The following is a 25,866-nucleotide window of genomic DNA, read 5'->3' as shown; positions in this document are numbered from 1 at the left end:
GCGGCGAGATGGGCCCCGGCTCTACAGCACATCGCGCAAGTGCGCGCTGCGCTGCGTCCGGGGCACTCAAGCTCCTAGCTACCCATGCCGGTGCCCGTGCTTGCGCGCCTTCGCCTGCTTGCCTTCGCCGGTCGGGATCATCACCACGCGGCCGTAGCGCACGCCGCGTTCGGCGATGATGTGGTCGGCGAAGTGCCTGACTTCGGAGGCGTTGCCGCGCAGCGCCGTCATCTCCATGCAATTGTCGTCGTCGAGATGGACGTGCAGCGTCGCCAGCGCGAGGTCGTGATGGCCGTGGAATTCCTGCACCAGGCGCTTTGAGAGATCGCGCGCGGCGTGGTCGTAGACATAGACGAGACCGGCCACGCATTGGCCGGTCTGTGGCGTGCCCTCCGTGCTCTGTTGCAGGCCGGCGCGGGCGAGATCGCGGATGATCTCGGAGCGGTTCTGATAGCCGCGCGCCTCCGCCGCGGCGTCGATCTCCGCCAGGAGATCGTCCTCGATCGTGATCGTTATCCGCTGCATCGGGTCCTCTCCATCGGGCTACCGGGCTGTTGTAGCCTTTCCGCCAAGGCGAGGCGAGAGAGTGTGCCGGTAGCTCACAGTCGCGTCGTGCGCAGGCGCAGCGCATTGCCGACCACGCTCACCGAGGACAGCGCCATCGCCGCTGCGGCGATGATCGGCGAGAGCAGCACGCCAAAGGTGGGATAGAGCACCCCGGCGGCGATCGGAATGCCGGCGGCGTTGTAGATGAAGGCGAAAAACAGGTTCTGGCGGATGTTGCTCATCGTCGCCTGCGACAGTTTTCGCGCCCGCACGATGCCGACAAGATCGCCCTTGAGCAGCGTGACGCCGGCACTCTCCATCGCCACGTCGGTGCCGGTGCCCATGGCGATGCCGACCTCGGCTGCCGCCAGCGCCGGTGCGTCGTTGACGCCGTCGCCGGCCATCGCGACGCTGCGGCCGGCCTTCTGCAGCTTGGTGACCACCGCGCTCTTCTGGTCCGGCAGCACCTCGGCCTCGACATCGGCGATGCCGAGCCTGCGCGCCACGGCCTCGGCCGTCGTGCGGTTGTCGCCGGTCAGCATGATCACCTTGATGCCTTCCGCCGCGAGCGCCTTCAGCGCCTCCGGGGTCGAGGCCTTGACCGGATCGGCGATCGCGAACAGGCCGGCCAGCCGGCCGTCGACGGCCATGTTGATCACGGTCGCGCCGTCGCCACGCAGCCGTTCGGCTTCGGTGTCGAGCGCCCTGGTCTCGATGCCGATCGACGTCAGGTATCTTGCATTGCCGAGCACGATGGTCCTGCCCTCGACCCTGCCGGTCGCGCCCTTGCCCGTCGGCGAATCGAATTGCTCGACCTGGCCAAGCGTGAGCTGCTTCTCCTTGGCCGCGCGCACGATGGCGTCAGCCAATGGATGCTCGCTCGCCCGCTCGACGCTGGCCGCGAGCCGAAGGATGTCGTCTTCGGCAAAGCCGGCCGCGGGCACGATCGCGACCACCTTGGGCTTGCCCTCGGTCAGGGTGCCGGTCTTGTCGACCACCAGCGTGTCGATTTTCTCCATGCGCTCCAGCGCCTCGGCGTTCTTGATCAGAACGCCGCCTTGCGCACCGCGTCCGACGCCGACCATGATCGACATCGGGGTCGCGAGGCCGAGCGCACAGGGGCAGGCGATGATCAGCACGCTGACGGCTGCAACGAGGCCGAAGGCCAGCCGCGGCTCCGGTCCGAACCAGGCCCAGGCGCCGAAGGCAGCGAGCGCGACGACGATCACCATCGGGACGAACCAGCCGGAGACCTGATCGGCCAGGCGCTGGATCGGCGCGCGCGAGCGCTGCGCGTCCGCGACCATCTGCACGATCTGCGACAACAGCGTCTCGCGCCCGACCTTGTCCGCCCGCATCACGAAGCTGCCCGACTGGTTCAGCGTGCCGGCAATGACCTTGGCGCCGGTCTCCTTGGTGACCGGCATGGATTCGCCTGTGACCAGGGATTCGTCGAGCGAGGAGCGTCCCTCCAGGATGATACCGTCCACCGGCACCTTCTCGCCGGGACGAACGCGCAAGCGGTCGCCGGCATGGAGCGTGTCGATCTCGACCTCGTGCTCGCTGCCATCAGCATCGACGCGGCGTGCCGTCTTCGGTGCAAGCTGGAGCAGCGCCTTGATCGCACCCGAGGTCGCGTCGCGGGCGCGCAGCTCCAGCACCTGGCCGAGCAGCACCAGCACGGTGATGACGGCGGCTGCCTCGAAATAGACGGCGACCGCGCCTTCATGACCGCGGAAGGTGGCGGGGAAGATCTGCGGCGTGACGGTGCCGAGCACGCTGTAGACATAGGCAACGCCGGTACCCATCGCGATCAGCGTGAACATGTTGAGGTTGCGCGTCAGCAGCGACTGCCAGCCGCGGACGAAGAACGGCCAGCCCGCCCACAGCACCACGGGCGTCGCAAAGACGAATTGGATCCAGTTCGACAGCGTCGGATCGATCCAGTTGTGCGGGCCCGCGAGATGGCCGCCCATCTCCAGCACCACGGCCGGCAGCGCCAGCGCGCCGCCGATCCAGAACCGCCGGGTCATGTCGGCGAGCTCCGGATTGGGGCCGGTCTCCAGGCTTGCGACCTCAGGCTCCAGCGCCATGCCGCAGATCGGGCAGCTGCCCGGGCCGACCTGGCGGATCTCGGGGTGCATCGGACAGGTGTAGATGGTGCCCGCGGGCATCTCGGGCTCGCGCGCCTTCTCCTTCGCAAGATATTTGGCAGGATCGGCGGCGAACTTGGTGCGGCAGCCGGCCGAGCAGAAATGGAAGGTCTCGCCGTGATGTGTGAAGTGGTGCTTCGAGGTCGCGGGATCGACCGTCATGCCGCAAACCGGGTCCTTCACCCTGGTCGCGGCATCACCATGGTCGTGGCCGGAATGATCGCCGTGGCCGCCGCAGCATGCGGATGCCGCGGGCTTCGCCGCCGGCGGTGCAGCTTTCGTGGAACAGCCGCAGCCGGAATGTGTTTCCGCGTCGTGACGATGCTCGCTGCTGTTCGTTGCCATGCTCCGGTCCTGTCCCTGGTCTTGCAACCTATACCCAGTAGGGGTATATAGACCCCATGCGCAAGGACATCAAGGCATCTGTCGGAAAACGTCTCGGCCGGATCGAAGGCCAGGTTCGCGGCCTGTCGAAAATGGTAGAGGAAGACCGCTACTGCATCGACATCGTGACGCAGATCTCGGCGGTGCGCGCCGCTTTGCGCCGCGTCGAGGAGGAGGTCCTGAAGGATCACGTCGCCCATTGCGTCGAGCACGCCATTGCGAGCGGCGACAAGGCCGACCAGCGCGAGAAGATCGCGGAGCTGATGGCGGTGATCGGGCGGGCCGACCGGTAGCCCACGCTCCCTCCACCGTCATTGCGAGGAGCTCTTGCGACGAAGCAATCCAGACTGTCGCCGCGGTAACAGTCTGGATTGCTTCGCTGTGCTCGCAACGACGGAGGAGAGGGACGCGGCATCTCCTCCAGCGTCGTTCTGGCGAAAGCCAGGGCGATGTTTCGGGGCGTGACTTAAGCCGCCATCTCCCGCGCCCGCGCGCGGTACGCCGCGAGGTCGCTCAGTTGCACAAAATGCTCGGAGAACGCGGCGGTGATCTCCGCGAGTTGCGCCTTCACTTCTTCAGCCGGAATCTCAGCCGGCGCCTCTTCGTCAATCGCCTCAGGAATGAGCGGCGGCGCCAGGACCGTTTCTGGAAACACACTGAATGAGCCCGCTACCTCCTCGAGCGGCTTCTGCTTGTCGGCCCAGTGCAGGGCGGTGTAGTCGAAGCCGTGCACGATGGTGGGTTTGACGACTTCGAAATAGGGCGAGATGTCGAAGTCGCGGGGCATGTAGAGCGAGGAATCGCGGATGTGCAGGATCTCGCGGCGCGCGGCACGGCTGCCGGCCTTGGTGATCTTCGGCAGGATCGGATAGCGCACGGCGTCGAAGGCCTGCGCGATCAGCGCCGAGCAGATGATCTTGGTCGGGTCGCCCGAGCCGATCGCGATCATGCGCCGGCGCCAGCGCTGCGGTATCGGCATCGGGAACAGATAACGCATGAGGTCGACGATGTTCTTGGTGTCGTAGCCGAAGCCGATGCGGTTGATGGCGTAGCGGCAGACCGTGGTGCGGTCCTCATAGGACAGCCCGACAGGGCGGCAGAGGCGGGTGTGGTAGGGGAAATATTTCGACAGCGGCGCCGATGTGACGCCTTCGCCGATATTGGCCTCGATCAGCACATGCGGCTCGCCGTCAGCCTCCTCCGCACCCGCGACCGGGCCGACATAGAGCGCCGCATGCGACCAGGTCGACTGCGTCAGATATTTGATGATGCCGGAGATGCGGTTGTTGCCCTCGACCAGCAGCACGTCGCCGGGCTCGATGACGCCGCGCAGATGCTCCGGGTCGCTCGGCGTGAACGGCTCGTAGCCCGGCACCTCCTTCGAGAGGTACGCGGCAATCAGCTTGCCGACCGAATCCAGGACCGTCCCCATGTCAAACTCCCCCCACGGCCTTTTCCGGCCGTCTTTTTCCCTTCTCTATCATGGTCGAAACGTGTTGCAATTCGGTTCATCACTCTGTGAGATCAAGCACGATTGATTCACCATGATGGTTGCCGTGCAACATCAGATGCAGCAAGGTTCGCGGGCTGTTCCCATACGCCGCAAGTCCCCGGAAACCATGACATGACAATCACGCGCCGCGGTTTCCTTGTCGCGTCGGCGTCCTTTGCGGCGATGCCGGTCCTGCGCGCATCCGCCGCGCCCCTGCCGCGCGAGGCCGACATCGTCGTGATCGGGGCGGGAGCTGCTGGAATCGCCGCGGCGCGGCGCATCATGGCGACCGGCCGCAAGGTCATCGTGGTGGAAGCGGCACCGCACGTTGGCGGCCGTTGCATCACCGATCGCACGACCTTCGACACGCCGTTCGACCGCGGCGCGCGCTGGATGTACAATCCCGACACCAATCCGATGATCCGGCTGGCGCGCAGTGTCGGGCTGGACGCGCTGCCGGCGCCATCGGGCCAGAAGATGCGCATCGGCCGCCGCAACGCGCGTGCGGGCGAGACCGAGCAGTTCCTGGCGGCGCTGGTGCGCGCCAACCGCGCCATCGACGAGGCCGCGCGCGGCAAGCTGGACACCTCCTGCGCGTCCGTGCTGCCGAAGGACCTCGGCGACTGGGCAGGCGCGGCCGAGTTCATGCTGGGCCCGAGCTTCGCCGGCAAGGACCTGAAGGAGCTGTCCGCGATCGACAAGGGACGCGCGCAGGACCGCAATGCGGCGATCGCCTGCCGCCAGGGCCTCGGCACTCTGATCACCAAGCTCAGCGAGCAGGTGCCGATGGTGCTGTCGACGCCGGCGAGCCGGATCGTCTGGAGCAACCGCGACGTCGGCGTGGAGACGCAAGCCGGCAAGATCGCCGCACGCGCCGCCATCCTCACAGTTTCGACCAATGTGCTGACGTCGGGCGCGATCAAGTTCGCACCCGACATCCCCAAGCGCACCTTGGACGCGGCCTCGAAGCTCACCCTGGGCAGCTACGATCGCATCGTGCTGCAACTGCCGGGCAATCCGCTCGGATTGTCGCGCGACGATATCCTCATCGAGCAGAGCAACTCGACGCGCACGGCGCTCATGTTCGCCAATATCGGCGGCTCCTCGCTGTGCTCGATCGATGTCGGCGGCTCCTTCGGCCGCGATCTCTCCGAGCAGGGCGAGAAGGCCATGGCCGCCTTCGCGAAGGAGTGGATCACCAAGCTGTTCGGCAGCGAGGCCGCTTCGGCCGTGCAGAAGACCAGCGCCACGCGCTGGAATGCCGCGCCCTACGTGTTGGGCGCAATGTCGGCATCCTCGCCCGGCGGCCAGCTTTCGCGAAAGACCCTGGGCGAGCCGATCGGCAACATGTTCCTCGCCGGCGAAGCCACGCACGAGACGCTCTGGGGCACCGTCGACGGCGCCTGGGAAAGCGGCGAGCGCGCCGCGGATGCCGCCTTGCGCAAGATCGGCGCGCTCAAGTCCGAGCCGGCCGACGTGCCGACGCAATCGACGAAGAAGCGGCGCGTGCCGCGGCCGTAAGGCAATCAAGCCCCAACAATCTCCGCTGTCGTCCCGGACAAGCGAAGCGCAGATCCGGGACCCAGAACCACAGGGAGAAGTTTGGCGAAGGCTGGCAGTCAGGAGATCTGCGTCGGCACTGTCACCTGTGCCTACTCGATAGATCACGCGGTATGGGTCCCTGCGTTCGCAGGGACGACTGGCGGAGAGAGCTACCGCAGAATCCCGTCCAACGCTGGCAGCCCGGCGATCACCGCCACCGCGATCAGCGCATAGCAGATCCCGCGAAACACTCTTTCACTCGCGCGGCCGAACAGCGAGGCGCCGAAGGCGACGCCGATCGCATAGACCGGCCCGACGACTAGCGAGAGCGCCAGCGATTCGCGCGAAATCAGGCCCGTAGCCGCGTAACTGACCATCGAGAAGAAATCCGAGGCGCCGAAGAACAGCAAGATGTTGGCGCGTGCGATGATGGGTGCGATCGGGCGGCCGAGCCAGTAGCCGACGATCGGTGGGCCGCCGGTCTGCGCGAGGCCGCTGCAGAAGCCCGAGAGACCGCCGATGCCGACCGAGAGCCAGGCGTGGTCCTTGCCGCGATAGCGCCAGCCCGACAGCAGCAGGAGCAGGAGGGCGGCGACGAAGCAGGAGATGATCCATCGCGTGGTGACGGGCTCCAGCACGCTCAGGAAATACGTGCCGACGGGCACGCCGACCAGCGCGCCCAGCACGATCACGGCGGTGGCCCTGCGGTCGGCCTTCCGCCATGCGTCAGGCAGCAGCGGCGCGGCCGCGACGAAATCGATGACGAGCAGCAGGGCCGCAACGAGCCGCGGCGCTGCGATGCTGCTCGCCAGCGGCATGAAGATCAGGGCCGAGCCGAAGCCGGAGAAGCCGCGTGCGGTGCCCGAAACGAAAGCGACGGCGCAGAGCGCCATCGCAATGGTGAGGCTGACATCCTTCGGGAGAAAGTCGGCGAGACTCATGCTTATCGATTCTGGAGCATGATGTCGTCCGAAAACCGCTTCACACTTCTCGGCATCATGCTCTCAGAGTACCGCCGGTCTTCTTCGTGACTTCGGCCACGATCTTGGCGCCGACGGCCTCGATCTCCTGGTCGGTCAGGGTCTTCTCGCGCGGCTGGATCGTCACCGCGATCGCGATCGACTTCTTGCCGTCATCGATGCCCTTGCCCTCGTAGACGTCGAAAACGTTCACGCCGGTGATCAGCTTCTTGTCGACGGCTTGCGCGGCGCGGACGATGTCGCCGGCCTTCACGTCGCGGTCGACGATGAAGGCGAAGTCGCGCGTAACAGGCTGGAAGGCGGACAGCTCGATCAGCGGCTTGGCGCGGGTCGGCTTCTTCTTGGCCTCGGGGATGCGGTCGAGAATGACCTCGAACACCATCAAGGGACCATCGACGCCGAGCGCCTCGAGCGCGCGCGGATGCATCTCGCCGAAATGGCCGAGCACGTTCTGCGGGCCGATCTGGATCGTGGCGGAACGCCCCGGATGCAGCCAGCCAGGACCACCCGCCACGACCTGAAGCGCCTGCATCGGCGCACCGGCCGCAGCGAGCACCGCCAGCGCATCGGCTTTCGCGTCGAACACGTCCGCCTGCGTCGAGCCGGTCCAGTGCCGTCCGAGGCCTTCCGAGGAGGCAAAGCCGCGGCGCACGCCGCTTGCCGCCATGAACTGGTCCTGCGGGCGATCGCCCTTGAAGATCTGGCCGACCTCGAACAGCGCGACATCGCCAAAGCCGCGATCGGCATTGGCCTGCGCGGCCGCGATCAGGCCCGCAAGCAAGGTCGGGCGCATGTCCGACAAATCGGACGCGATCGGGTTGGCCACTTCGAGCTCGCGCTGGCCGCCGCCGAACAATTCGGCCGCGGGCTTGGCAATGAACGACCACGTCACGGCTTCGACCATGCCGCGGCTGGCGAGCGCGCGTCGCGCGCGGCGGGTGCGCAGCTGGAGCGGCGTCAGCACCGATTTGCGCGCGTCCTCGCCGCGTTCGAACGGCGTCATCGGCACCTTGTCGACGCCGAAGATGCGGACGATCTCCTCGACGATGTCGGCCTTGCCGTGCACGTCCGTGCGCCAGGACGGCACCGCCACCTTCACGACCGGGCCGGGGCCCGCCATCATGAAGCCGAGATGGGTCAGGATGCGCTTCATCTCCGCTTGCGGCACCTCGATGCCGGAGAGCCGCTTGACCTCAGTGACCGGGAACTCGATGAGGCGGTCATCGCCAAAGGCCTTGCCGACCACGACGGTCTCGGACGGTGTGCCGCCACACATCTCCATCACCAGCTTGGTCGCGAGCTCGAGCCCCGGCACCATGAAGGCGGGATCGACGCCACGCTCGAAGCGGTAGCGCGCATCGGAATTGATGCCGAGCTTGCGGCCGGTCTGGGCGATGTTGATCTCGTTCCACAGCGCCGATTCGATCAGCACGTCGGTGGTGTCATCGTCGCAGCCGGAGGCCTCGCCGCCCATGATGCCGGCGAGCGATTCGACGCCGTGCTCGTCCGCGATGACGCAAATCGCGGGATCGAGATTGTAGGTACGGCCGTCGAGCGCGAGAAGCGTCTCGCCGTCGCGGGCGCGCCGCACGACGAGATTGCCCTTCACCTTCTTGGCGTCGAACACGTGCAGCGGCCGCGCGCGGTCGAAGGTCATGAAATTGGTGATGTCGACCAGCGCGTTGATCGGACGCAGTCCGATCGCGGTCAGCCGCTTCTGCAGCCATTCCGGCGACGGTCCGTTCTTGACGCCGCGCACGAGGCGGAGCGCGAAGCCGGGACACAGCGAGGAATCCTCGACCGTGACCTTCACCGGGCACGGGAATTCGCCCGTGATGGGCTTGATGGTCGGGTCCTTGAACTTGCCCATGTCGGCGGCGGCGAGGTCGCGCGCGATGCCGTGCACGCCGGTGCAGTCCTGCCGGTTCGGCGTCAGGTTGATCTCGACCACGGGATCGCCGAGCCCGGCCCATTCGGCGTAGGCCGCGCCAACAGGCGCGTCCGCCGGCAATTCCATGATGCCGTCATGGTCGTTGGAGATCTGCAATTCGGCCGCCGAGCACAGCATGCCGCGGCTCTCGACGCCGCGGATGGTGCCGATGCCGAGCGTGATGTCCTTGCCGGGAATGTAGGTGCCGGGGGCTGAGAACACGCTGACGAGCCCGGCGCGCGCATTCGGCGCACCGCAGACGACCTGCACCGGCGCGCCGCCGTCGCCGGTATCGACCATGCAGACACGCAGCCGATCCGCGTTCGGATGCTGCTCGGCCGAGATCACTTTCGCGATGGTGAAAGGCTTCAGCGCCTTCGCCTTGTCCTCGATGTTCTCGACCTCGAGCCCGATCATGGTGAGCTTCTCGGCGAGCTTGTCGAGCGGCTCGTCGGTCTCGAGATGATCCTTCAGCCAGGAGAGGGTGAATTTCATGGCTGTGTGCCTCGGCTCTTGTCGGTGGAGTTACATTGGTCGGTGCTAGTGTTCCCTCCCCCCTTGTGGGGGAGGGTCAGGGAGGGGGGTGAGCCGCGGGCTCCGGCGGAAGCTGCCTGGCGAATTGCCTCAACAACTCCCTCAAGGTTCGTCATCACCTGATCGTTGGTGAAGCGCAGAACCTGAAAGCCCTCGGCTGCGAAGAAAGCGTCGCGACGCTCATCTTTTTTCTGACGTTCCTCGAAATCATGGGATTCCCCATCGAGCTCGATGATGAGCTTTGAGGAGAAGCACACGAAGTCAGCAATGTAGTTTCCGATTGGCGATTGGCGACGGATGCCAACACCATCCATGCGGTTAGCCTTCAGGTGCCGCCACAGCAGTGTTTCGGCGCGCGTCATCGCTCGGCGAAGCTGTTTCGCCCGGCTGCGCTGTCGCTCGCTTACAACTGCGTGCGGCATCCGCGGCTACCCCCCTCCCTGACCCTCCCCCACAAGGGGGGAGGGAACGGAGAGAGTCTTTGTACGGCTACTCACAACCCTCACGAGCTCAGTCCCCCCGCAAGCGTCGGCACCTCCAGCGGCTTGAAGCCATAGTGGCTCAGCCAGCGGACGTCGCTGTCGAACAGCTGGCGCAAATCGGCGATGCCGTATTTCAGCATGGCGATGCGGTCGATGCCCATGCCCCAGGCGAAGCCCTGGTACTCGTCGGGATCGATGCCGCAGGCGCGCAGCACGTTCGGATGCACCATGCCGCAGCCGAGAATCTCGAGCCAGTCCTCGCCCTCGCCGAAGCGGATCTCACCCTTGTCGCGGCGGCACTGGATGTCGACTTCCAGCGACGGCTCGGTGAACGGGAAGAACGAGGGACGGAAGCGCATGTTGATGTGGTCAACCTCGAAGAACGCCTTGCAGAACTCATGCAGGATCCACTTGAGGTGGCCGAGATGCGAGGTCTTGTCGATGACGAGGCCCTCGACCTGGTGGAATTGCGGCGTATGGGTCGCGTCCGAATCGATGCGGTAGGTGCGGCCCGGACAGATCACGCGGATCGGCGGCTTCTGGCTCAGCATGGTGCGCACCTGCACCGGCGAGGTGTGGGTTCGCAGCAGCATGCGCGAGCCGTCCTCCTTCGGGTGGAAGAAGAATGTGTCGTGCATCTCGCGCGCGGGATGGCCTTCCGGGAAATTCAGCTTGGTGAAGTTGTAGTCGTCGGTCTCGATGTCGGGACCTTCGGCGACCGAGAATCCCATGTCGGCGAAGATCGTGGTCAGTTCGTCCCAGACCTGGCTCAGCGGATGGATGCGGCCGGCCTCGACCGGTGCGTCGCGCAGCGGCAGGGTGACGTCGATGGTCTCGGACGCGAGCCGCGCATCGAGCGCCGCCGACTTCAGCACGTGGCGCCGCGCGGCGAGCGCCTCGGTGACCTTGTCCTTGGCCTGGTTGATCGCGGCGCCCTGCGTCTTGCGCTCATCAGGCGACATCTTGCCGAGCGTGGCGAGGAGCGCCGAGATCGAGCCCTTCTTGCCGAGGGCTGCGACGCGTACCGCTTCGAGCGCGGCTTCATCGCCGGCGGCGGCGATCTGGTCGAGGATGGATGTTTCGAGCGTTGCGAGGTCGGACACAGTCAAATCCTTGGCTCCAAATTCGGCTGGGTTGTCGCCGCCCGAAGGCCGTAACGTCAAGCAAAAAGCCGGTCATTTCGGGCTTGCGGCCGGCCGGGTTGAACGCTGCGCGGGGACCCGGCACCAATGGGGGTATAAGGAGAGTCTTGCGATGCTTTCGAGATCCTGTCTGGTTGGTCTGGCCCTGCTTGTGCTGGAAGGTGCTTTGCGTGGCGCGGCCTACGCCGAGGAATGCCCGGCCAAATCGACGTCGATGGACGACGTCATCGCAGTCCTCAATGCGGCGCCTGGCTGCGGCCCTGCCATGAAGCTGTTCGAGGCCTGCGCATATGGCGCCAGCGGCGACGCGCAGTTCGGTGAAGTGGTCGAGAAGAAATGCGAAGCTGATTTCGTCGGCCAGCAGAAGCCGCCGCAGAAGCTCAGCTATCAGCGCGAGTTGCAGGCGTGTGATCGCAAGTACCGGAACAAGTCCGGCACCATGTATATTTCGGCGACAGCATTCTGCCGGGCGGAGGTCGCCCAGCGCTACTCGCAACAAGCTTTGAAGGCTGCGGGCCAAAAGGCCCGCTAGCGCAGGCCTCAGGCGGCCAGCGCAGCCTTGGCCTTCTCGGCGATCGCCTGGAAGGCGGCGGGTTCGCTGATCGCGAGATCCGACAGCACCTTGCGGTCCACGGTGATCCCGGACTTGGCCATGCCGTCGATAAATCGGCTGTAGGTCAGGCCGAACGGACGGACGGCAGCGTTGATGCGCTGGATCCAGAGCGCGCGGAACGTCCGCTTCTTACGCTTGCGGTCGCGGAAGGCGTATTGCTGGGCCTTCTCCACGGCCGGCTTGGCGGCGCGGATGGTGTTCTTGCGGCGGCCATAGAAGCCCTTGGCGGCCTTGTAGACTTTCTTGTGCTTGGCGTGGGCGGTCACACCGCGTTTGACGCGAGACATGACGAAATCCTTCAGAGATGACTTGGTTTTCGGATCGCCGCGCGAAGGCGGCGCGAGAGGGCAGTGATCGTGGACGCGATCAGGCGTTCGGCAAGAAGTACTTCTTGACGTTGTCGCCGTCGGTCTTGAACAGCACGCGGGTGCCGCGGAGCTGACGGATCTGCTTCTTCGTCCGCTTGATCATGCCGTGACGCTTGCCGCGCTGGGCGTGCATCACTTTGCCGGTGGCAGTCACCTTGAAGCGCTTTTTAGCGCCCGATTTGGTCTTCAGCTTGGGCATTTGGCTCTCCTATGGCCACAACAGAAATCCGCCCGTGAAGGCGGCTGGCCGTCTAAATGCTCGTTAGAGCGTTGATTGTGCTCAGGTTTTTGCGAACGAGCGCGAAACCCACACGAAACACCGCCACGGCAGCCCTTAATCAGCCGGGCGATGAAGGCTGGGCTTATGACAGAGCGGGAGCCAAATGGCAACGATGAACCGGCGGAACAGGCCCGGAGACTATCCGGTGTTGCCACCCTCATGTCCCAGCCGTGTCGCCCCGGAGCAGGACCAAAATGGCCAATTTGTCCCAATCGCCTTCACCTGGTTTCGTCCGCCCGCGTCATCTGGCGGTGCTTGCCGTGCTCGCGGCCGTCATGCTGCCGTCGACTGCCGATGCCCGAATCGGCGGCTATGACGGCATCTGGAACGTCACCTTCGCCACCACGAGGGGCAGTTGCAGCTCGGGCTACAGCGTCCCCTTCACCGTGACGGGCAGCCGCGTCTCGTCCGCCGGCGGCGGCCGGGTCTCGGGCAGGATCAACCGTTCCGGTGCTGTGGCTGTCCACGTCTCGGTCGGCGCCTCCCACGCCAGCGGCGGCGGCCGGCTCGCCGGCATGAACGGCGCCGGCTCGTGGAGAGGTGTCATCTCCGGCGACCAATGCAGCGGCACCTGGCAGGCGACGCGGACGTAGCTGTCGCGATGCGGAAGATGCGCTGCCTCCCCCGCTCGCGGGCGAGGGTTGCAGCAGTGCTCGTGGCCTACACCTCGACCAAAACAAAACGGCCCGCCGGAGATCCGGACGGGCCGTTGAAAACTCAGTCCTGAACCAAAGCGCTTCGCGTCAGCGCGGCGCCAGCACCATGACGACCTGGCGACCTTCGAACCGCGCGTCCTGCTCGACCTTGGCGAGCTCGGCGACGTCGGACTTGATCTTGTCCAGCAGCTTGGTGCCGATCTCCTGGTGCGCCATTTCGCGGCCACGATAGCGCAACGTGATCTTGACCTTGTCGCCCTCTTCGAAGAACCGCTGCATCGCGCGCATCTTCACGTCGTAATCATGATCGTCGATCATCGGGCGGAGCTTGATCTCCTTGATCTCGACGGTCTTCTGCCGCTTGCGGGCTTCCGCGGCTTTCTTCTGAGCGGAATACTTGTACTTCCCGTAGTCCATGATCTTGCAGACGGGAGGGCTGGCATTCGGCGAAATCTCGACCAGATCCATGCCGGCTTCCTGAGCCATCCGGATGGCGACGACGGTCTCGACCGTGCCTTTGTTGTCACCGGTCTGGTCGATCAGCTGGATCTGCGCATTGCGGATATCATCATTGATGCGCGGCCCGTCTTTGCTGGCAGCGGGCGGAGCTTTATTAGGACGGCGAATGGGTGGTTCTCCAAAGTTGTGAAGGAAGCGGCTATCTTGAAGGAAGATGCGTTTGCCGGCAAGCAAGTCACTCATGCGGCGCGAAAAACCCTCAAATGCGAGGCATTTTGGTCACGCCTGAGCACGCAGACGACATAGACACCTTGCTTCTGTTCCGCAAGCGTCCCAAAGGGCGGCCAATGCAGCCATCGGGTCGCATCGCGGGACGCGCCCGGACAGCTCAAACCGCACAGCCAGAGTAAATGTTCCATGACCGATATAATTCATGATGCCATGCTCGACTTCACCGATGTGGGTGAGGGCCCGTCCGCACGCAGGATCGCGGTACGCAGTCGGCGCGGACAGGGGCCGGGACTGGTCTGGCTGGGCGGATTCAACTCGGACATGCAGGGCAGCAAGGCCTTGGCGCTGGACGCCTTCGCCCGGGATCACAGCCGCGCGATGGTGCGGTTCGACTATTCCGGCCACGGCGAGTCCGGCGGCGACTTCGCCGACGGAACCATCGGACGTTGGCTGGAGGAGAGCGTTGCGGTGTTCGAGCGGTTTTGCGATGGCCCGCAAGTCCTGATCGGCTCATCCATGGGCGGCTGGATCGCACTGCTGCTCGCGCGCGAGATCAAGAAGCGTCCCGGCAAGGCGTCGCTGGCCGGCCTCGTCCTGATCGCGCCCGCGCCCGATTTCACCGAGGAGCTGATGTGGAAGAATTTTTCGCCCGCGGTGAAGAAGGAGATCGAGACCAAGGGCGTCTGGATGCGGCCGTCGGATTACGGCGACGGCTCACCCTATCCGATCACGCGGAACCTGATCGAGGAGGGCCGCAATCACCTCGTGCTCGGCAGCGCCATCGATCTCGGCTGCCCCGTCCGCATCCTGCAGGGCGCGAAAGATCCCGACGTGCCATGGCAGCACGCTTTCGCGCTGACGCACCGCCTGCCGGCCGACGACGTCGTGCTGACCATGATCCAGGACGGCGATCACCGCCTCTCCCGCCCGCAGGATATCGCGCGCATTCTTGCGGCGGTGGCGGAGATCGGGTGATGTTGTAATACTCGCTGTCATTGCCCGCGAAGGCGGGCAATCCAGTATTCCAGAAACGGCAGAGATAGAGCCGAGAAGTCACGGCGCACTGGATGCCCCGGTCGAGCCGGGGCATGACAGAGAACGGGGAAGGAGCAACGCCAATGACCACCACCGCCATGCTGCGCGCCTTCTGCGACGCGGTCGAGCAGCGCAATGGCCGCGCCTTTGCCGAGTTGTTCACCGAGGACGGCGTCTATCACGATGTGTTCTACGGCGCCTTCGAAGGCCGCGAAAAAATCGCGGCGATGATCGACGACTGGTTCTATCGCACGGCAACCGATTTCCGCTGGGACATGCATGACCCCGTCTCCGACGGCACCACGCTCTATGCGCGCTACACCTTCAGCTACAAATCGACTTTGCCGGAAGCGGGCGGCGCGCGGGCGATGTTCGAGGGCGTGGCGATCATGACCCTGCGTGACGGCAGGATCGCCAGCTATCACGAGGTCGCCAACACCGCACCGGCGTTCGTGGATTTGAAATTTGCGCCTGAAAGAATTGCGAAGATCGTCGGCAGGCAGGGCGCCGAGTTGAAGGCGCGGCCGGAGATGCAGCAGCATCTCTCCTAACCGTCATTCCGGGGCGCGCCACTTGGCGCGAGCCCGGAATCCATCGAGCCGCAGAAATCGTGGAGGAATGGATTCCGGGCTCGTGCTTCGCACGCCCCGGAATGACGGCCGTCTCCTACCGCTTCGACGGATTCGCCATCGGCTTGCGCTGCGCCAGTGCGGCGACCGTGGCGGTGCCGATCGGGCCCTGCTCGTCATAGAGCCAGCATTCGCCGATGGCGACGCCGTCGGTGGCGTGGTGGTTCACGACTTCGAAGCCGATCCATTTCGTGACCGGCAGGCGGTGCAGATAGATCGTGACGTCGCTGTTGATGTAGCCGAGCCCCTTGTCGCCGGCATTGGCAAACGGGCTGGCGAAATCGGCGCCGGTTGCGACATGGACGAACGGCGTCATCGGCACGCCCGCAACGAGCTCGCGCACCTCGCTCATCCACAGCCGGCGCGGTCCGAGCGAGCCCATATGGCCGACGATCGGCCGCGTCGTCCATTTGCCGTTCATGCCGAGCCTGGGATCCGTGGGCTTGGGAATGTCGGCCGGCTTCGGCGCGTCCCAGTTCGGCGGCGACCAGACATTGCCATCAGGATTTTGCGTCTTGCGCAGCAGCTGGCACGAGGCGCGCGCCATGCTGACGCCGCCGGAGACGAACTCCGCTTCCACCACGCGGATGCGTAGTCCATCGCGCACCAGCCGCGTCGTCACTTCAATCGGCTTGTCGATGGTCGGCAGCCGAAACATGTCGACGGTGAGCCGCGCCGGCACGAACTCGGGCCCGGAATGGCGTTCCTCGATGGCGAAGCCGAGCAGGCCGATGATGACGCGCCCGTACAGCGACTTCGGATCCCAGGGGCCATTGGCAACTTCCGTCGGGTGGAATGTCTCGCCGTCGCGGGTGAAGAAGGGCATGTTTGTCATGACGCGCGAGATTGCTGGAACGCGCGGGGAAATCAAGATGTTCAATCCTCATGGTGAGGAGGCGCGAAGCGCCGTCTCGAACCATGCAGGCCGCGCTGCGGCAGCTCGGCCTCTATCCTTCGAGACGCCGCTCGCGCGGCTCCTCAGGATGAGGGTCAGAGAGCGGCTTTCCACTCTTCGCGAATGCTCTCGTCGGGCTCGCGATCGAGAGCATGCAGCTTCATCGCCTGAAACTCTTCCCGTGCCACCAATTGCTCGAGCGCCCACACCGCAGCCCCGCGCACCAGCGGGCTCGCATCACCCAGCAACCGCCGCGCCTCCTCCGCCAGCGCCGCCTCGCCCGAATTGCCGATCGCGATCAGCACGTTTCGCAAGAAGCGGTCGCGGCCGATGCGCTTGACCGGCGACTTCGTGAACAGCGCGCGGAACGCCGCGTCGTCGAGCCGTGCCAATTCGGCAAGCCGAGGTGCACGCAGTTCGTCGCGCGCCGCGAGCCTGGCCTCGCGACCTTCCTGCGCGAACTTGTTCCAGGGGCACGCGGCGAGGCAATCGTCGCAGCCATAGATGCGATTGCCGATGGCTTTGCGAAATTCGCGCGGGATCGGTCCCTTGTTCTCGATGGTGAGATACGAGATGCAGCGCCGCGCATCGAGCTTGTAGGGCGCGGGGAACGCCGCGGTCGGGCAGATGTCGAGACAGGCCCGGCACGAGCCGCAATGATCGATCTCGGCGGCATCGCGCGGCAGCTCCAGCGTGGTGTAGATCGCGCCGAGAAAAAGCCATGAGCCGAACTCGCGCGAGACGAGGTTGGTGTGCTTGCCCTGCCAGCCCAGATGCGCCGTCTGCGCCAGCGGCTTCTCCATTACCGCCGCGGTGTCGACGAAGACTTTCACGTCCGACGGCGCGGTCGCGACCAGCCAGCGCGCCAGCGTCTTCAGGCGCTTCTTGATGAGGTCGTGATAATCGTCGCCCTGCGCATAGACCGAGATCGCCGCGCGCGTCCGCTGCTCGAGGATCGCCAGCGGATCGGAGTCGGGACCGTAATTGACGCCGAGCATGATCACGCTGCGCACGTCCTGCCACAGCCCGCGCGGATCGACGCGGCGCTCAGGACTTGCGGCGAGCCAGTCCATGTCGCCATGGCCGCCCGATGCGATGAATTCGAGGAAGTGTTTGCCGGCACTCTCGATCGTGCCCGGCGCAGTGATGCCGATGCAGTCGAAGCCAAGCGCGCGCGCTTCGCGGGCAAGCGCCGTCTTCAGTTCAGTCGGATCGGAGCTCAGAAATCCAGGTCCACGTAGGTCCGCGACGCCGGCACGCCGGCCAGCCATTCGCTGAGCAGCGGACGGAACGACGGACGGGATTTCACCCGCGCGTACCACGCCTTTGCTGCGTCGTCCTCGCTCCATGGCACGTCGCCCAGATAGTCGATCGCCGAGAGATGCGCCGCGGCGGCGAGATCCGCGTAGGTGAGCCGGTCGCCGGCGAGGAAATTGCGCGTCTGCGCCAGCCAGCCGATATAGGCCAGATGATAGCGCACATTGGCCTTCGCCGCGCGCATCACGTCGGCCGAAGGCGGGCCGCCGCCATTCTCCTCGCTCATGAAGCGCTTGTAGATGCGCTCGGTGACGAGCGGGTGCGAGACTTCCTCGAAGAACTTCTCGTTGAACCAGGCCATCAGCCGGCGCACCTCGACGCGTTCGCCGATCGTCTGCGGCATCAGGCGTTTCGGGCCCATCTCGGCACCATAGGCCTCGTCGACATATTCGGCGATGATGGCCGCGCCGGGAATCGGCGGCTGTTCCTCGTCCACCAACACCGGCGTGGTGCCGGCCGCATTGAGAAGCAGAAACGCCTCGCGCCGCTCCCAGCTGCGCTCTTCGATCAGCTTCAGATCAAGCCCGTATTCGCCCGCGATCAGGCGGATGAAGCGCGAATGCGGGCAGAAGGGATGATGAAACAGCGTAAACATGAAGCCTTTGACTATTTGATGGTGCTTAAGAATCCATCAATGTTTGTGCGGCGCCACACTAGTCCCTCAAAACCGCGAGGCAAGATCGTGATCTCGCATTTTGCGATTGCGGCATGGGAACGAATAGGCGAGAAGAGCCCCGCTTTTCCAGCCGAAATGGACCGTAAATATGTCAGACGCAATACGGGCAGTGATCCTCGGCATCATCGAGGGTGTGACCGAGTTCCTTCCCGTATCCTCGACCGGTCACCTCCTGCTCGCGGAGCGCTTCTTCCATCTCGGCGAAGGCGCCTTCTGGGATTCGTTTACCGTTCTGATCCAGCTGGGCGCGATCCTGGCGATCGTCGGGCTATATTTCAGGAAGCTGTGGGACGTCGTGATCGGCCTGTTCACGGGCGATGCCGATGCGCGGCGCTTCGTGATCGGCGTGCTGGTGGCGTTCCTGCCGGCCGTGCTGGTCGGCCTCGTCGCCGGCAAGTACATCAAGGCCCTGCTGTTCAATCCCTGGGTCATCTGCTTCACGCTGATCGTCGGCGGCGCCATCCTGCTCTGGGTCGACAAGCTCGAGCTCAAGCCGCGCGAGTACGACGCCACCAGATTTCCGCTCTTGATGTATCTCTATATCGGCATCGCGCAGTGCGTGGCGATGATCCCGGGCGTGTCCCGCTCCGGCGCCAGCATCGTCGCGGCCATGCTGCTGGGGGCCGACAAGCGCGCGGCGGCGGAGTTCTCGTTCTTCCTCGCCATCCCCACCATGATCGGCGCGTTCGCCTACGACTTCTACAAGAGCCGCGCCGAGATGACGATGGACCACATGGGCATCGTCGCGATCGGATTCGTGGTGTCGTTCATCACCGCCATCATCGTGGTGAAGACGTTCCTGACCTACGTCACCCGGCACGGCTTCGTGGTGTTCGCCTGGTGGCGCGTCATCGTCGGCACGCTCGGCCTGATCGCGCTGGCGCTGGGGCAGTAGGAGCTGCTGAAGTTTTGAAGCCAACTCCGGCGAGGCCGCGCTCCCTCTCCCGCAAGCGAGAGAGGTGAAAGAGAGAGCTCACACGCTCATGCGCTGGAACTGACCGGCGGCGCGGAAGCGCCAGAGATATTGCGGGGCGATCGCTTCCAGCGAATCGGGGGTGATGCCGAAGCCTTCCAGCGTCAGGCCGGCCGCCTTCGCCGCGTCCGAGACGACGTTGTCGCGCTCGAGCAGCGTGACCTGGTCCGGTGTCAGCTTGAACGCGCCCGGCGCGAATTGCAGCAAGGCGGCCTGGAGGCGGGCGAGGCCGAACGGCAGCGGGATCAGCATCCGCTTGCGATCAGTGATCTCCAGGATGGTCTCGATGATCTCGCGCATGGTCAGCACTTCCGGCCCGCCGAGCTCGTAAGTCGCGCCCGCCTTGGCCTTGCCGTCGACGGCATCCGCGATCGCGGTGGCGACGTCGCCGACATAGACCGGCTGCATCCGGGTCGTCTCGCCGATCAGCGGGAGCACCGGCGACATCCGGGCCAGCGCGGCAAAGCGGTTGGTGAACTGGTCCTCGGGGCCGAACATCACGGAGGGGCGGAAGATCGTGGCGGAGGGAACCGCGGCCAGAACCGCGGCTTCGCCCGCCGCCTTGGCCCTGGCATAGCGCGAGGGCGATTCCGCGTCGGCGCCGATGGCGGAGACATGCACCAGGCCGGCATCGGCCGCGGCCGATGCCTTGGCGACGGTTTCGGCGCCCTTGGCCTGGACGGCGTCGAAGGTCTGTGCGCCGCCCTCGGTGAGGACGCCGACGAGGTTGATCGCGACATGCGAATCACGCAGCGCCGCCTCGACCGAGGCCGGATAGCGCAGATTCGCCTGCACGGTGTGGACCTGTCCGACCTTGCCGGAGGGCTGCAGGTATCCGGCGAGTTCCGGCCGCCGTACCGCAACCCGGACCCGGTAATCCCTCTTGCACAGGGCCCGGACGACATTCCGGCCCAAAAACCCCGATCCGCCGAAAACCGTGACGAGCGTGTCCAGATTCGATGCCATGGGGGTGTCCGTTCCTGCGGAAAAGAGTGCGTCTTGTCAGGCTTTTATCGGGCCGGTTTGCGATGCGCAATCGGCATCCCGAACCGGGCCTCACGCATGAATTGACAACGGCGTCACCGAACCGTAGTAACCGCCTCCGTGCCCCAAACGGCATGCCCAGGTGGTGGAATTGGTAGACGCGCTGGCTTCAGGTGCCAGTGGCTTAACGGCCGTGAAGGTTCGAGTCCTTTCCTGGGCACCACCCTCCTTTTAAACCATTGGTTTGTAAGGAAATCAGCAAGATCAACGGCTTGACGCTACCCGCCTGGTACAAAAGGCTGGTACAATGCCCCTTGCAATGTCACGTCCATGGAAACATCCCGACAGCGGTGTCTATTGGCTTCGCAAAGGCGTCCCAGACGACCTGCGAGCGCTTGTCGGCAAGCGCGAGGAGAAGCGCAGTCTCGGCACCCGCGACCCCGTCGAGGCCAAGCGCCGCCACGCTGAGGCACTGGCGGAAATCGAGGAGCGGTGGGCCAACCTGCGTTTGGGACCAAAGATCCTCACGGAGAGGGAGGCACACCAACTGGCCATGGTCGTTCATGACTGGTGGCTCCAGCAACACACGGATAACCCAAGCCAGCAGACAACCTGGAATGTTGACCTTGCCGACCGGGTGTTCGCACCTCAAGCGACTCCGAAATCGTATGATTTTCTATACGACGCTTTTCAGATCGAGATCGATCCTGACAGATTTCGAATCCTGCAGATGGAAACGTGGTGCCGGGAACTGGCTGACCAGTTTGCCTCGACTCGGGGACTGATACTCAACGAAGAAGGCCGCCGTGTCCTTGCCCGCGCCGTCGCCGCCGCCCTGCAGCGTGCAAGCTTGACCCTCGCACAACTTGCGAAAGGAGCGACGTTCTCGAACATCCTCCCGCTAGCACATGGCCAAGGGGCTCCGCGCTTGGCATCTTCCCAATCGCCGCTTCCCCTGATCGACCTCGTTAAAGGATGGGCAGCCGAACGTCGGCCCGCAGCCAAGACGCTGTACGAGTGGTCTCGGGTGGCGAATCAACTGAAGGATTATGTGGGCCATGACGATGCCAGGCGATTGACCGGAGAGGATATCGTTGGCTGGAAGCAATCAATGGTAGCAGGCGGATTGCGTCCGAAGACGATCCAGGATGCGAAATTGGCGCCCATAAGGACAATTTTGCAGTGGGCGGTCCAGAACAAGCATATCCTGTCCAACCCTGCCGAAGGTGTTTCCCTTGATGTGAAAAGCAAGCAAGGCGAGAAAAAGCGCAGCTTTACCGATGAAGAGGCGAAACTGATCCTCCGAGCCGCGCTGACCGAAAAAGACCCGGTCCGGCGGTGGGTACCTTGGATCGGTGCTTATACTGGAGCTCGAGTTTCCGAGATCTGCCAATTGCGCTCCGAAGACGTCATCAAGCTCGATCAAATCTGGTGCATCAAATTTGATCCGGAGGCCGGTTCGCTCAAGACAAGCGGGTCGGAGCGCATCATTCCCGTGCACCCGGCTCTCATTGAGAATGGGTTCTTGAAGTTTGCGAACACGGTAAAGTCTGGACCGCTTTTCGTAGAGCTGTCGCCGGATAAATTTGGGAAGCGCGGCGGAAATGGCACCAAAGTAATTGGCCGGTTCGTTCGCCAACTCGGATTAAAAGATCCGAGGCTTTCGCCGAGCCACTCGTGGCGCCATCGCATCAAGACGTCGGGACGCAAGTATGGACTTGCTCAGGACATTCTAAACGCCATCACCGGTCATGGGGCGACGTCCGTCGCGGACTCCTATGGGGAGTTTCCGGTCGATGCTCTTTTCCGCGAGATATCTAAAATTCCGCGTCTCGAACTTTAACCGGATTTCGAAACCCTCCCTCTCCGCCATACAGGTTGAAAAGTCCTTATCTTTCAGTGCTTCCTGAAGAGAGACGTTCGAGAGCCCATATCTCGGCCCATACTTCATGATGGACGGCAGAAGCGGCGATCTGGTGGCTCTGAAGCCCGAACGACAGCAGCAACCAGATCATCGGGAACGCGTGCGCCGCCCTCGCGCTTCGCGCGCTACCGCCGATCAGATCGATGATCTGGAGGCTGCCATCGTTCGGTGCGGACGTAGCCGCTTAGGCTATGCGCAAAGGGTGCACCTGAAGGATTTTCATTTCACCGTCGAGGATGTCTATAGCTGGGGGATTTTGGCGAGTTTGACCTAACAGGAAATGGCAGGGACAGCCCTGGGAGAGCAAGGCGGACGCTGTTACAAGTCCGCCAGGACCAATGTAGGCAGGCAAAATCGTTTCAGCAGGGCGTCGGATTTTGTGGCCACCATGCTACTGTAGCTTGGTATTGCCGGGGCAGGGGTTTCACGGGCTATGGCACGAATCACAGAGCACGACTCATCGCGCATTTTCGATGCCGCGCGCGACTGGCGCGATCAATGCCTAGTCGCCGGAAAATCTCTTCTCTGGGGGGATCGTGAGCTCTGGTCGCCGAGCAACTTGCAGCGCTTCAAGGCTTGCTTCATCGATCGGCCGGACACCTCGAAAGACAAGAACTTCGAGCAGAAGTTCAAGGCTCAGCTCGCGACGGAGAATGAAGACGTAACGCGCCTCGCTTGCGAACTGCTGTTTGTGTACTTCCTCTTTCCTACCAGCGTTGGCCGTTCGAGAAAGACTGGGCTGATCCGGGAAGTTGCGAGTTGGAGGAGCATTGAAATCGACGGTAAGGCCCCCCTGTTCGATGCCTTCGACACCGGCATTGGCAATCCCGGACTAGTCTACAACACCGGCAGACCCAATGAGCTCACCTACTTAGCTCGGTTTGCAATTGCAGTGACTAACAAACCCGAAGCCGAACGGGTAGAGATGTTACAGGATCACCTGCGCGCCCGGGCGATGCTCGACGATTTGGCCGAGGCGCATCGAGATGAATTCGGACGACCACCGCAACTCCGACACATCCTCCTCTATCTCTTGTTTCCAGACGACTACGAACGGATCGCGAGCGAGGACCACAAATCGCGCATAGCTGAAGCCTTTCGTGAGATGATCGAGGGCGAAACGCCTGACGACGTTGATGATCAACTCAAGGCTATTCGACAGAGGCTGACGAAATTCCTGTCCGACCACGAACTCGATTTTTATTGGGAACCGCTACGCGCCTGCTGGTACACTGACGGCGAGAGTGAAACGCTTGGCGCTCTACCGGCGCTGCATATCAAGCAGCAAATCGTTCTCTACGGTCCACCAGGAACTGGCAAGACCTATCAGGCGAGGGACATCGCCGGCAGCCTGATCCGACAAGAGCTGCTTAAGCAGTGGGGGCCGGGGCGCTTCTTTTCGACCCCCGATAAAAAGCTTTCAGAGCTTGTCGCGACGCGCACGCAAAGGGTCCAGTTTCATCCCGGGTACGGCTATGAAGATTTCGTGCGAGGACTTCAGATCGCAAGCAATGGCCAGACCGAATATCGCGATGGAGTCCTGTTGAGAGTTGTTGAGGAGATGCAACGTGAATCCGTCGAAGAACAAAAGATTCCGGTAGTTCTCATTCTCGACGAGATGAATCGTGCTGATCTCAGTAAGGTGCTCGGGGAATGCTTCTCACTTCTTGAAGATCGCGATACCGAGGTACGTCTTGGCGGTCACGACGAGAAGCCGCGCAAGGTGCGGCTTCCTGCAAACCTCTATGTTATTGGCACAATGAATCTGATCGACCAGTCTCTTGAACACGTCGATTTTGCTTTGCGCCGCCGCTTTCTATGGTTCTTTCGTGGATTTTCCCGCGATGATTTTCTCGCCGTATCGCAAAAGCGCTGGAGCGCGCTGCTGGAAGTAGGGAAGCTGCGTCGCGGCTGGGAGAAGGTCGAAGCGGAGTTCGAGATCCTTGCCGATCGTGCGCTCCTGCTGAACGAGATTATTGATGGCAACAGCTATCTTGGATCGCAGTACGAAATCGGCCATACCTATTTCTGCGACGTGGTATCATTCGCACACCGGTATCTTGTGTCGTCGGAAAAGCGGCGAAACCGGGTATTGTTCAATAGCAGAGGGATGGCGCTCGACCCGGTCGATACGCTCTGGCGTTACTCGCTGGCACCTCTTCTTACACAATATCTTTCCGGGATCGATTCTGCCGAGCGCGAGGCTCTCCTGACGCGCGCGGCGGGCATTCTTCTTGCGGGCGAAGGATCGTGACCGAGCAAATCGACGCCAGCACAATTCTCGCGCGGGATTGTTCACCAATTCCGATTGCCAACCGCGAGGATGATGACTGGCTTCGAAAGCTCGTCCTTGCGGCGAAACCGCCCGATATGCTTCTCCGCCTCGGCCATCAGGCCGATGAGCTCGACGAGGAGCCTGTAGCCTCTTTCGACGCCGCGACCGGCACTTGGTGGGCGGGGCGATACATCGGCGAAGTCCAGTTCGAAGGGCGGATCCTGCGTCTCGAACCCAGGTTTGGTATGCCGGCTCTGATGAAATGGCTTTCCGCTATCTGGGGAGTCAGGCTGGTAGATTCAAAAGGCCGATATGAGCAGCAGCGCATTTGGCTTTGGCTTGTAATCGCTCATCTTTGGGCTGGTCGGCTCCTCGTTGCCGCGAAGCATGGACTGCCGTTCCGACGAGTCGAAACGGTCCATTTCGGTGCCGCCCTGCGCGGTAGGCTCTTGCCGCGTGAAACCGCTCTCATGCGCGCAGTTAGGGACGACCGTCTCGCGAGCGTTACGCGCACACGCGTCGTCGATCCGGTCATTGGTCGCATTCTGCTAGGCGCGTTCGAACGCTTGCGCGCCGCTCTCGGCTCACGTGGCGAGAAAAATTACTGGTTGCCCGAGCGCGGCAGAACCATAGTCGAAGACCTCCAAGCGGCCCTTGGCCCACGCGTGGGCATAACAACGGTCGAGAATCACATCGTGCGATACTCGCCGATAACTGAAAACTACAGACCCGCAATCGAGCTCTCGCTCTCTATCCTCGCGCGACGTCCGCGTATGGCGTCATCTGCTGGTGAGGGCAAGGCGTTCGGGGTGCTGCTCGACATGGCCGAGATTTGGGAATTATACGTCGCCAAGCTCTTGCAAGTTGGTCTTCCTGGGTTGCGGGTTGTCCATACGGGCCGCGCCATCGAACACATCCGATCACTTTTGATTGCAGATGGCGACGAGCTCGGTTCGTTGCGCCCGGATGTTCTTATACTCGATCATGAGGGGCGTTGCCGTGCCATCGCCGATGCCAAATACAAGACGACGCGGGCACACGCTCTCAACCGTACGGGCGTAGTCACCGATGATCTTTACCAACTCACCGCTTATCTAGCTGGCTTTGGTGATCCTGCATCGCGACTGGACGGCTTTCTGATCTACCCTGGCGACCCTGAAGGACAGGTAGTTCGCCGTTTGGCACCAAAAAATCCTTGGCGGGTCGCGTCGACACCCTCGCGGCAGCTTTGGTTCGTATCGGTCAATTGTGGGGACGAGGCTGACGGCGAAAAGCCGGGCGAGTCCGAGCAGATGATGAACAGCCTCGTCCGTGCAGCGATTCTGGGTGGTCAATAGGGGGTCGATTTGCGACGTATTTTTCTGGT

25 protein-coding genes and 1 tRNA gene are annotated in these 25,866 nt (G+C 63.5%); 12 read left to right on the top strand and 14 right to left on the bottom strand.

The window, feature by feature from the left end; translation table 11 throughout:
- Window positions 1–78 precede the first annotated feature (78 nt).
- Both nikR and H1B27_RS03220 read right to left on the bottom strand, forming a co-directional pair.
- Complete coding sequence (gene nikR, locus H1B27_RS03225) at window positions 79–525, bottom strand: nickel-responsive transcriptional regulator NikR (RefSeq protein ID WP_197964985.1); 447 nt, start codon at window positions 523–525, stop codon at window positions 79–81.
- Window positions 526–599: 74 nt separating this feature from the next.
- Window positions 600–3,044 carry a heavy metal translocating P-type ATPase gene (locus H1B27_RS03220; RefSeq protein ID WP_197964984.1) on the bottom strand — a complete coding sequence of 815 codons (2,445 nt, stop codon included), beginning with the start codon at window positions 3,042–3,044 and terminating at the stop codon, window positions 600–602.
- Window positions 3,045–3,100: 56 nt separating this feature from the next.
- Here H1B27_RS03220 and H1B27_RS03215 point away from each other — a divergent pair, with 56 nt between their 5' ends.
- The gene (locus H1B27_RS03215) at window positions 3,101–3,376 is read left to right on the top strand and encodes a metal-sensitive transcriptional regulator (protein ID WP_197964983.1); all 276 of its coding nucleotides are present in this window, start codon (window positions 3,101–3,103) and stop codon (window positions 3,374–3,376) included.
- A gap of 173 nt (window positions 3,377–3,549) precedes the next feature.
- On the opposite strand, the gene H1B27_RS03210 is transcribed toward H1B27_RS03215, so the two are convergent.
- Entirely contained in the window at window positions 3,550–4,515 is a 966-nt protein-coding gene (locus H1B27_RS03210) for a YiiX/YebB-like N1pC/P60 family cysteine hydrolase (protein ID WP_061879995.1), read from the bottom strand.
- Between the two features lie 192 nt (window positions 4,516–4,707).
- On the opposite strand from H1B27_RS03210, the gene H1B27_RS03205 reads away from it, so the two are divergent.
- Entirely contained in the window at window positions 4,708–6,096 is a 1,389-nt protein-coding gene (locus tag H1B27_RS03205; RefSeq protein WP_197964982.1) for a flavin monoamine oxidase family protein, read from the top strand.
- Between the two features lie 191 nt (window positions 6,097–6,287).
- Here the strand turns inward: H1B27_RS03205 and H1B27_RS03200 are convergent, their stop codons facing one another.
- The 4 genes from H1B27_RS03200 to pheS all read right to left on the bottom strand — a co-directional run bounded on the left by H1B27_RS03200 (window position 6,288) and on the right by pheS (window position 11,146).
- Window positions 6,288–7,058 carry a sulfite exporter TauE/SafE family protein gene (locus H1B27_RS03200; RefSeq protein WP_197964981.1) on the bottom strand — a complete coding sequence of 257 codons (771 nt, stop codon included), beginning with the start codon at window positions 7,056–7,058 and terminating at the stop codon, window positions 6,288–6,290.
- 55 nt (window positions 7,059–7,113) lie between these two features.
- Window positions 7,114–9,522 carry a phenylalanine--tRNA ligase subunit beta gene (pheT, locus tag H1B27_RS03195; RefSeq protein WP_197964980.1) on the bottom strand — a complete coding sequence of 803 codons (2,409 nt, stop codon included), beginning with the start codon at window positions 9,520–9,522 and terminating at the stop codon, window positions 7,114–7,116.
- Window positions 9,519–9,983: an endonuclease domain-containing protein gene (locus H1B27_RS03190; RefSeq protein ID WP_197964979.1), complete on the bottom strand. Its 465-nt coding sequence runs from the start codon at window positions 9,981–9,983 to the stop codon at window positions 9,519–9,521. The genes pheT and H1B27_RS03190 overlap by 4 nt, the downstream gene beginning before the upstream one ends.
- A gap of 80 nt (window positions 9,984–10,063) precedes the next feature.
- Window positions 10,064–11,146: a phenylalanine--tRNA ligase subunit alpha gene (pheS, locus tag H1B27_RS03185; RefSeq protein WP_197964978.1), complete on the bottom strand. Its 1,083-nt coding sequence runs from the start codon at window positions 11,144–11,146 to the stop codon at window positions 10,064–10,066.
- 31 nt (window positions 11,147–11,177) lie between these two features.
- Between pheS and H1B27_RS03180 the strand changes: the two genes are divergently transcribed.
- Window positions 11,178–11,717 (top strand): hypothetical protein, encoded by a 540-nt coding sequence (locus H1B27_RS03180; RefSeq protein WP_311976924.1) that lies wholly within the window; start codon window positions 11,178–11,180, stop codon window positions 11,715–11,717.
- Window positions 11,718–11,725: 8 nt separating this feature from the next.
- Here the strand turns inward: H1B27_RS03180 and rplT are convergent, their stop codons facing one another.
- Together rplT and rpmI are read right to left on the bottom strand one after the other, a co-directional pair.
- Window positions 11,726–12,085 (bottom strand): 50S ribosomal protein L20, encoded by a 360-nt coding sequence (gene rplT, locus H1B27_RS03175; protein WP_027561620.1) that lies wholly within the window; start codon window positions 12,083–12,085, stop codon window positions 11,726–11,728.
- Window positions 12,086–12,164: 79 nt separating this feature from the next.
- Window positions 12,165–12,365: a 50S ribosomal protein L35 gene (rpmI, locus tag H1B27_RS03170; RefSeq protein WP_008539890.1), complete on the bottom strand. Its 201-nt coding sequence runs from the start codon at window positions 12,363–12,365 to the stop codon at window positions 12,165–12,167.
- A 275-nt stretch (window positions 12,366–12,640) separates the two neighbouring features.
- Here rpmI and H1B27_RS03165 point away from each other — a divergent pair, with 275 nt between their 5' ends.
- Entirely contained in the window at window positions 12,641–13,039 is a 399-nt protein-coding gene (locus H1B27_RS03165; RefSeq protein WP_197964977.1) for a hypothetical protein, read from the top strand.
- 150 nt (window positions 13,040–13,189) lie between these two features.
- On the opposite strand, the gene infC is transcribed toward H1B27_RS03165, so the two are convergent.
- Window positions 13,190–13,729: a translation initiation factor IF-3 gene (gene infC / locus H1B27_RS03160; protein WP_082822073.1), complete on the bottom strand. Its 540-nt coding sequence runs from the start codon at window positions 13,727–13,729 to the stop codon at window positions 13,190–13,192.
- 249 nt (window positions 13,730–13,978) lie between these two features.
- On the opposite strand from infC, the gene H1B27_RS03155 reads away from it, so the two are divergent.
- Together H1B27_RS03155 and H1B27_RS03150 are read left to right on the top strand one after the other, a co-directional pair.
- Window positions 13,979–14,767: an alpha/beta hydrolase gene (locus H1B27_RS03155; protein ID WP_061879987.1), complete on the top strand. Its 789-nt coding sequence runs from the start codon at window positions 13,979–13,981 to the stop codon at window positions 14,765–14,767.
- A 143-nt stretch (window positions 14,768–14,910) separates the two neighbouring features.
- Window positions 14,911–15,378, top strand: a complete 468-nt coding sequence (locus H1B27_RS03150) for a nuclear transport factor 2 family protein (RefSeq protein ID WP_197964976.1) — start codon at window positions 14,911–14,913, stop codon at window positions 15,376–15,378.
- Between the two features lie 115 nt (window positions 15,379–15,493).
- Here the strand turns inward: H1B27_RS03150 and H1B27_RS03145 are convergent, their stop codons facing one another.
- The 3 genes from H1B27_RS03145 to H1B27_RS03135 all read right to left on the bottom strand — a co-directional run bounded on the left by H1B27_RS03145 (window position 15,494) and on the right by H1B27_RS03135 (window position 18,263).
- Window positions 15,494–16,291, bottom strand: coding sequence for an acyl-CoA thioesterase domain-containing protein (locus H1B27_RS03145; protein WP_197964975.1), 798 nt, complete (start codon window positions 16,289–16,291; stop codon window positions 15,494–15,496).
- A gap of 155 nt (window positions 16,292–16,446) precedes the next feature.
- The gene (queG, locus tag H1B27_RS03140; protein WP_197964974.1) at window positions 16,447–17,622 is read right to left on the bottom strand and encodes a tRNA epoxyqueuosine(34) reductase QueG; all 1,176 of its coding nucleotides are present in this window, start codon (window positions 17,620–17,622) and stop codon (window positions 16,447–16,449) included.
- Entirely contained in the window at window positions 17,571–18,263 is a 693-nt protein-coding gene (locus H1B27_RS03135) for a glutathione S-transferase family protein (protein ID WP_028179134.1), read from the bottom strand. The genes queG and H1B27_RS03135 overlap by 52 nt, the downstream gene beginning before the upstream one ends.
- Before the next feature lie 169 nt (window positions 18,264–18,432).
- Between H1B27_RS03135 and H1B27_RS03130 the strand changes: the two genes are divergently transcribed.
- Window positions 18,433–19,239 (top strand): undecaprenyl-diphosphate phosphatase, encoded by an 807-nt coding sequence (locus H1B27_RS03130; protein WP_197964973.1) that lies wholly within the window; start codon window positions 18,433–18,435, stop codon window positions 19,237–19,239.
- Between the two features lie 78 nt (window positions 19,240–19,317).
- Here the strand turns inward: H1B27_RS03130 and H1B27_RS03125 are convergent, their stop codons facing one another.
- The gene (locus tag H1B27_RS03125; protein WP_197964972.1) at window positions 19,318–20,283 is read right to left on the bottom strand and encodes a complex I NDUFA9 subunit family protein; all 966 of its coding nucleotides are present in this window, start codon (window positions 20,281–20,283) and stop codon (window positions 19,318–19,320) included.
- Window positions 20,284–20,437: 154 nt separating this feature from the next.
- On the opposite strand from H1B27_RS03125, the gene H1B27_RS03120 reads away from it, so the two are divergent.
- From H1B27_RS03120 to H1B27_RS03100, 5 genes are all read left to right on the top strand, one after another.
- Window positions 20,438–20,524, top strand: a tRNA-Leu gene (locus H1B27_RS03120).
- 84 nt (window positions 20,525–20,608) lie between these two features.
- Window positions 20,609–22,144, top strand: coding sequence for a DUF6538 domain-containing protein (locus H1B27_RS03115; RefSeq protein ID WP_197964971.1), 1,536 nt, complete (start codon window positions 20,609–20,611; stop codon window positions 22,142–22,144).
- A gap of 106 nt (window positions 22,145–22,250) precedes the next feature.
- Window positions 22,251–22,499, top strand: a complete 249-nt coding sequence (locus tag H1B27_RS03110) for a hypothetical protein (RefSeq protein ID WP_197964970.1) — start codon at window positions 22,251–22,253, stop codon at window positions 22,497–22,499.
- A gap of 159 nt (window positions 22,500–22,658) precedes the next feature.
- Window positions 22,659–24,479: an McrB family protein gene (locus H1B27_RS03105; protein WP_197964969.1), complete on the top strand. Its 1,821-nt coding sequence runs from the start codon at window positions 22,659–22,661 to the stop codon at window positions 24,477–24,479.
- A complete protein-coding gene (locus tag H1B27_RS03100; RefSeq protein ID WP_197964968.1) occupies window positions 24,476–25,837 on the top strand; it encodes a 5-methylcytosine restriction system specificity protein McrC in 1,362 nt (453 codons plus the stop codon). The genes H1B27_RS03105 and H1B27_RS03100 overlap by 4 nt, the downstream gene beginning before the upstream one ends.
- Window positions 25,838–25,866: the final 29 nt, after the last annotated feature.

It is taken from the genome of Bradyrhizobium diversitatis, from assembly GCF_016031635.1.
GTDB lineage: Bacteria > Pseudomonadota > Alphaproteobacteria > Rhizobiales > Xanthobacteraceae > Bradyrhizobium > Bradyrhizobium diversitatis.
Note: the sequence above shows the minus strand (reverse complement) of the source record. Positions and strands in the feature narration are given on the sequence as shown.

Coding starts and splice junctions, on each gene's coding strand:
- nikR (WP_197964985.1), bottom strand. CDS start 525: ATGCAGCGGATAACGATCACGATCGAGGACGATCTCCTGGCGGAGATC.
- H1B27_RS03220 (WP_197964984.1), bottom strand. CDS start 3,044: ATGGCAACGAACAGCAGCGAGCATCGTCACGACGCGGAAACACATTCC.
- H1B27_RS03215 (WP_197964983.1), top strand. CDS start 3,101: ATGCGCAAGGACATCAAGGCATCTGTCGGAAAACGTCTCGGCCGGATC.
- H1B27_RS03210 (WP_061879995.1), bottom strand. CDS start 4,515: ATGGGGACGGTCCTGGATTCGGTCGGCAAGCTGATTGCCGCGTACCTC.
- H1B27_RS03205 (WP_197964982.1), top strand. CDS start 4,708: ATGACAATCACGCGCCGCGGTTTCCTTGTCGCGTCGGCGTCCTTTGCG.
- H1B27_RS03200 (WP_197964981.1), bottom strand. CDS start 7,058: ATGAGTCTCGCCGACTTTCTCCCGAAGGATGTCAGCCTCACCATTGCG.
- pheT (WP_197964980.1), bottom strand. CDS start 9,522: ATGAAATTCACCCTCTCCTGGCTGAAGGATCATCTCGAGACCGACGAG.
- H1B27_RS03190 (WP_197964979.1), bottom strand. CDS start 9,983: ATGCCGCACGCAGTTGTAAGCGAGCGACAGCGCAGCCGGGCGAAACAG.
- rplT (WP_027561620.1), bottom strand. CDS start 12,085: ATGTCTCGCGTCAAACGCGGTGTGACCGCCCACGCCAAGCACAAGAAA.
- rpmI (WP_008539890.1), bottom strand. CDS start 12,365: ATGCCCAAGCTGAAGACCAAATCGGGCGCTAAAAAGCGCTTCAAGGTG.
- H1B27_RS03165 (WP_197964977.1), top strand. CDS start 12,641: ATGGCCAATTTGTCCCAATCGCCTTCACCTGGTTTCGTCCGCCCGCGT.
- H1B27_RS03155 (WP_061879987.1), top strand. CDS start 13,979: ATGACCGATATAATTCATGATGCCATGCTCGACTTCACCGATGTGGGT.
- H1B27_RS03150 (WP_197964976.1), top strand. CDS start 14,911: ATGACCACCACCGCCATGCTGCGCGCCTTCTGCGACGCGGTCGAGCAG.
- H1B27_RS03145 (WP_197964975.1), bottom strand. CDS start 16,291: ATGACAAACATGCCCTTCTTCACCCGCGACGGCGAGACATTCCACCCG.
- queG (WP_197964974.1), bottom strand. CDS start 17,622: ATGGCTGGCCGGCGTGCCGGCGTCGCGGACCTACGTGGACCTGGATTT.
- H1B27_RS03135 (WP_028179134.1), bottom strand. CDS start 18,263: ATGTTTACGCTGTTTCATCATCCCTTCTGCCCGCATTCGCGCTTCATC.
- H1B27_RS03130 (WP_197964973.1), top strand. CDS start 18,433: ATGTCAGACGCAATACGGGCAGTGATCCTCGGCATCATCGAGGGTGTG.
- H1B27_RS03125 (WP_197964972.1), bottom strand. CDS start 20,283: ATGGCATCGAATCTGGACACGCTCGTCACGGTTTTCGGCGGATCGGGG.
- H1B27_RS03115 (WP_197964971.1), top strand. CDS start 20,609: ATGCCCCTTGCAATGTCACGTCCATGGAAACATCCCGACAGCGGTGTC.
- H1B27_RS03110 (WP_197964970.1), top strand. CDS start 22,251: ATGATGGACGGCAGAAGCGGCGATCTGGTGGCTCTGAAGCCCGAACGA.
- H1B27_RS03105 (WP_197964969.1), top strand. CDS start 22,659: ATGGCACGAATCACAGAGCACGACTCATCGCGCATTTTCGATGCCGCG.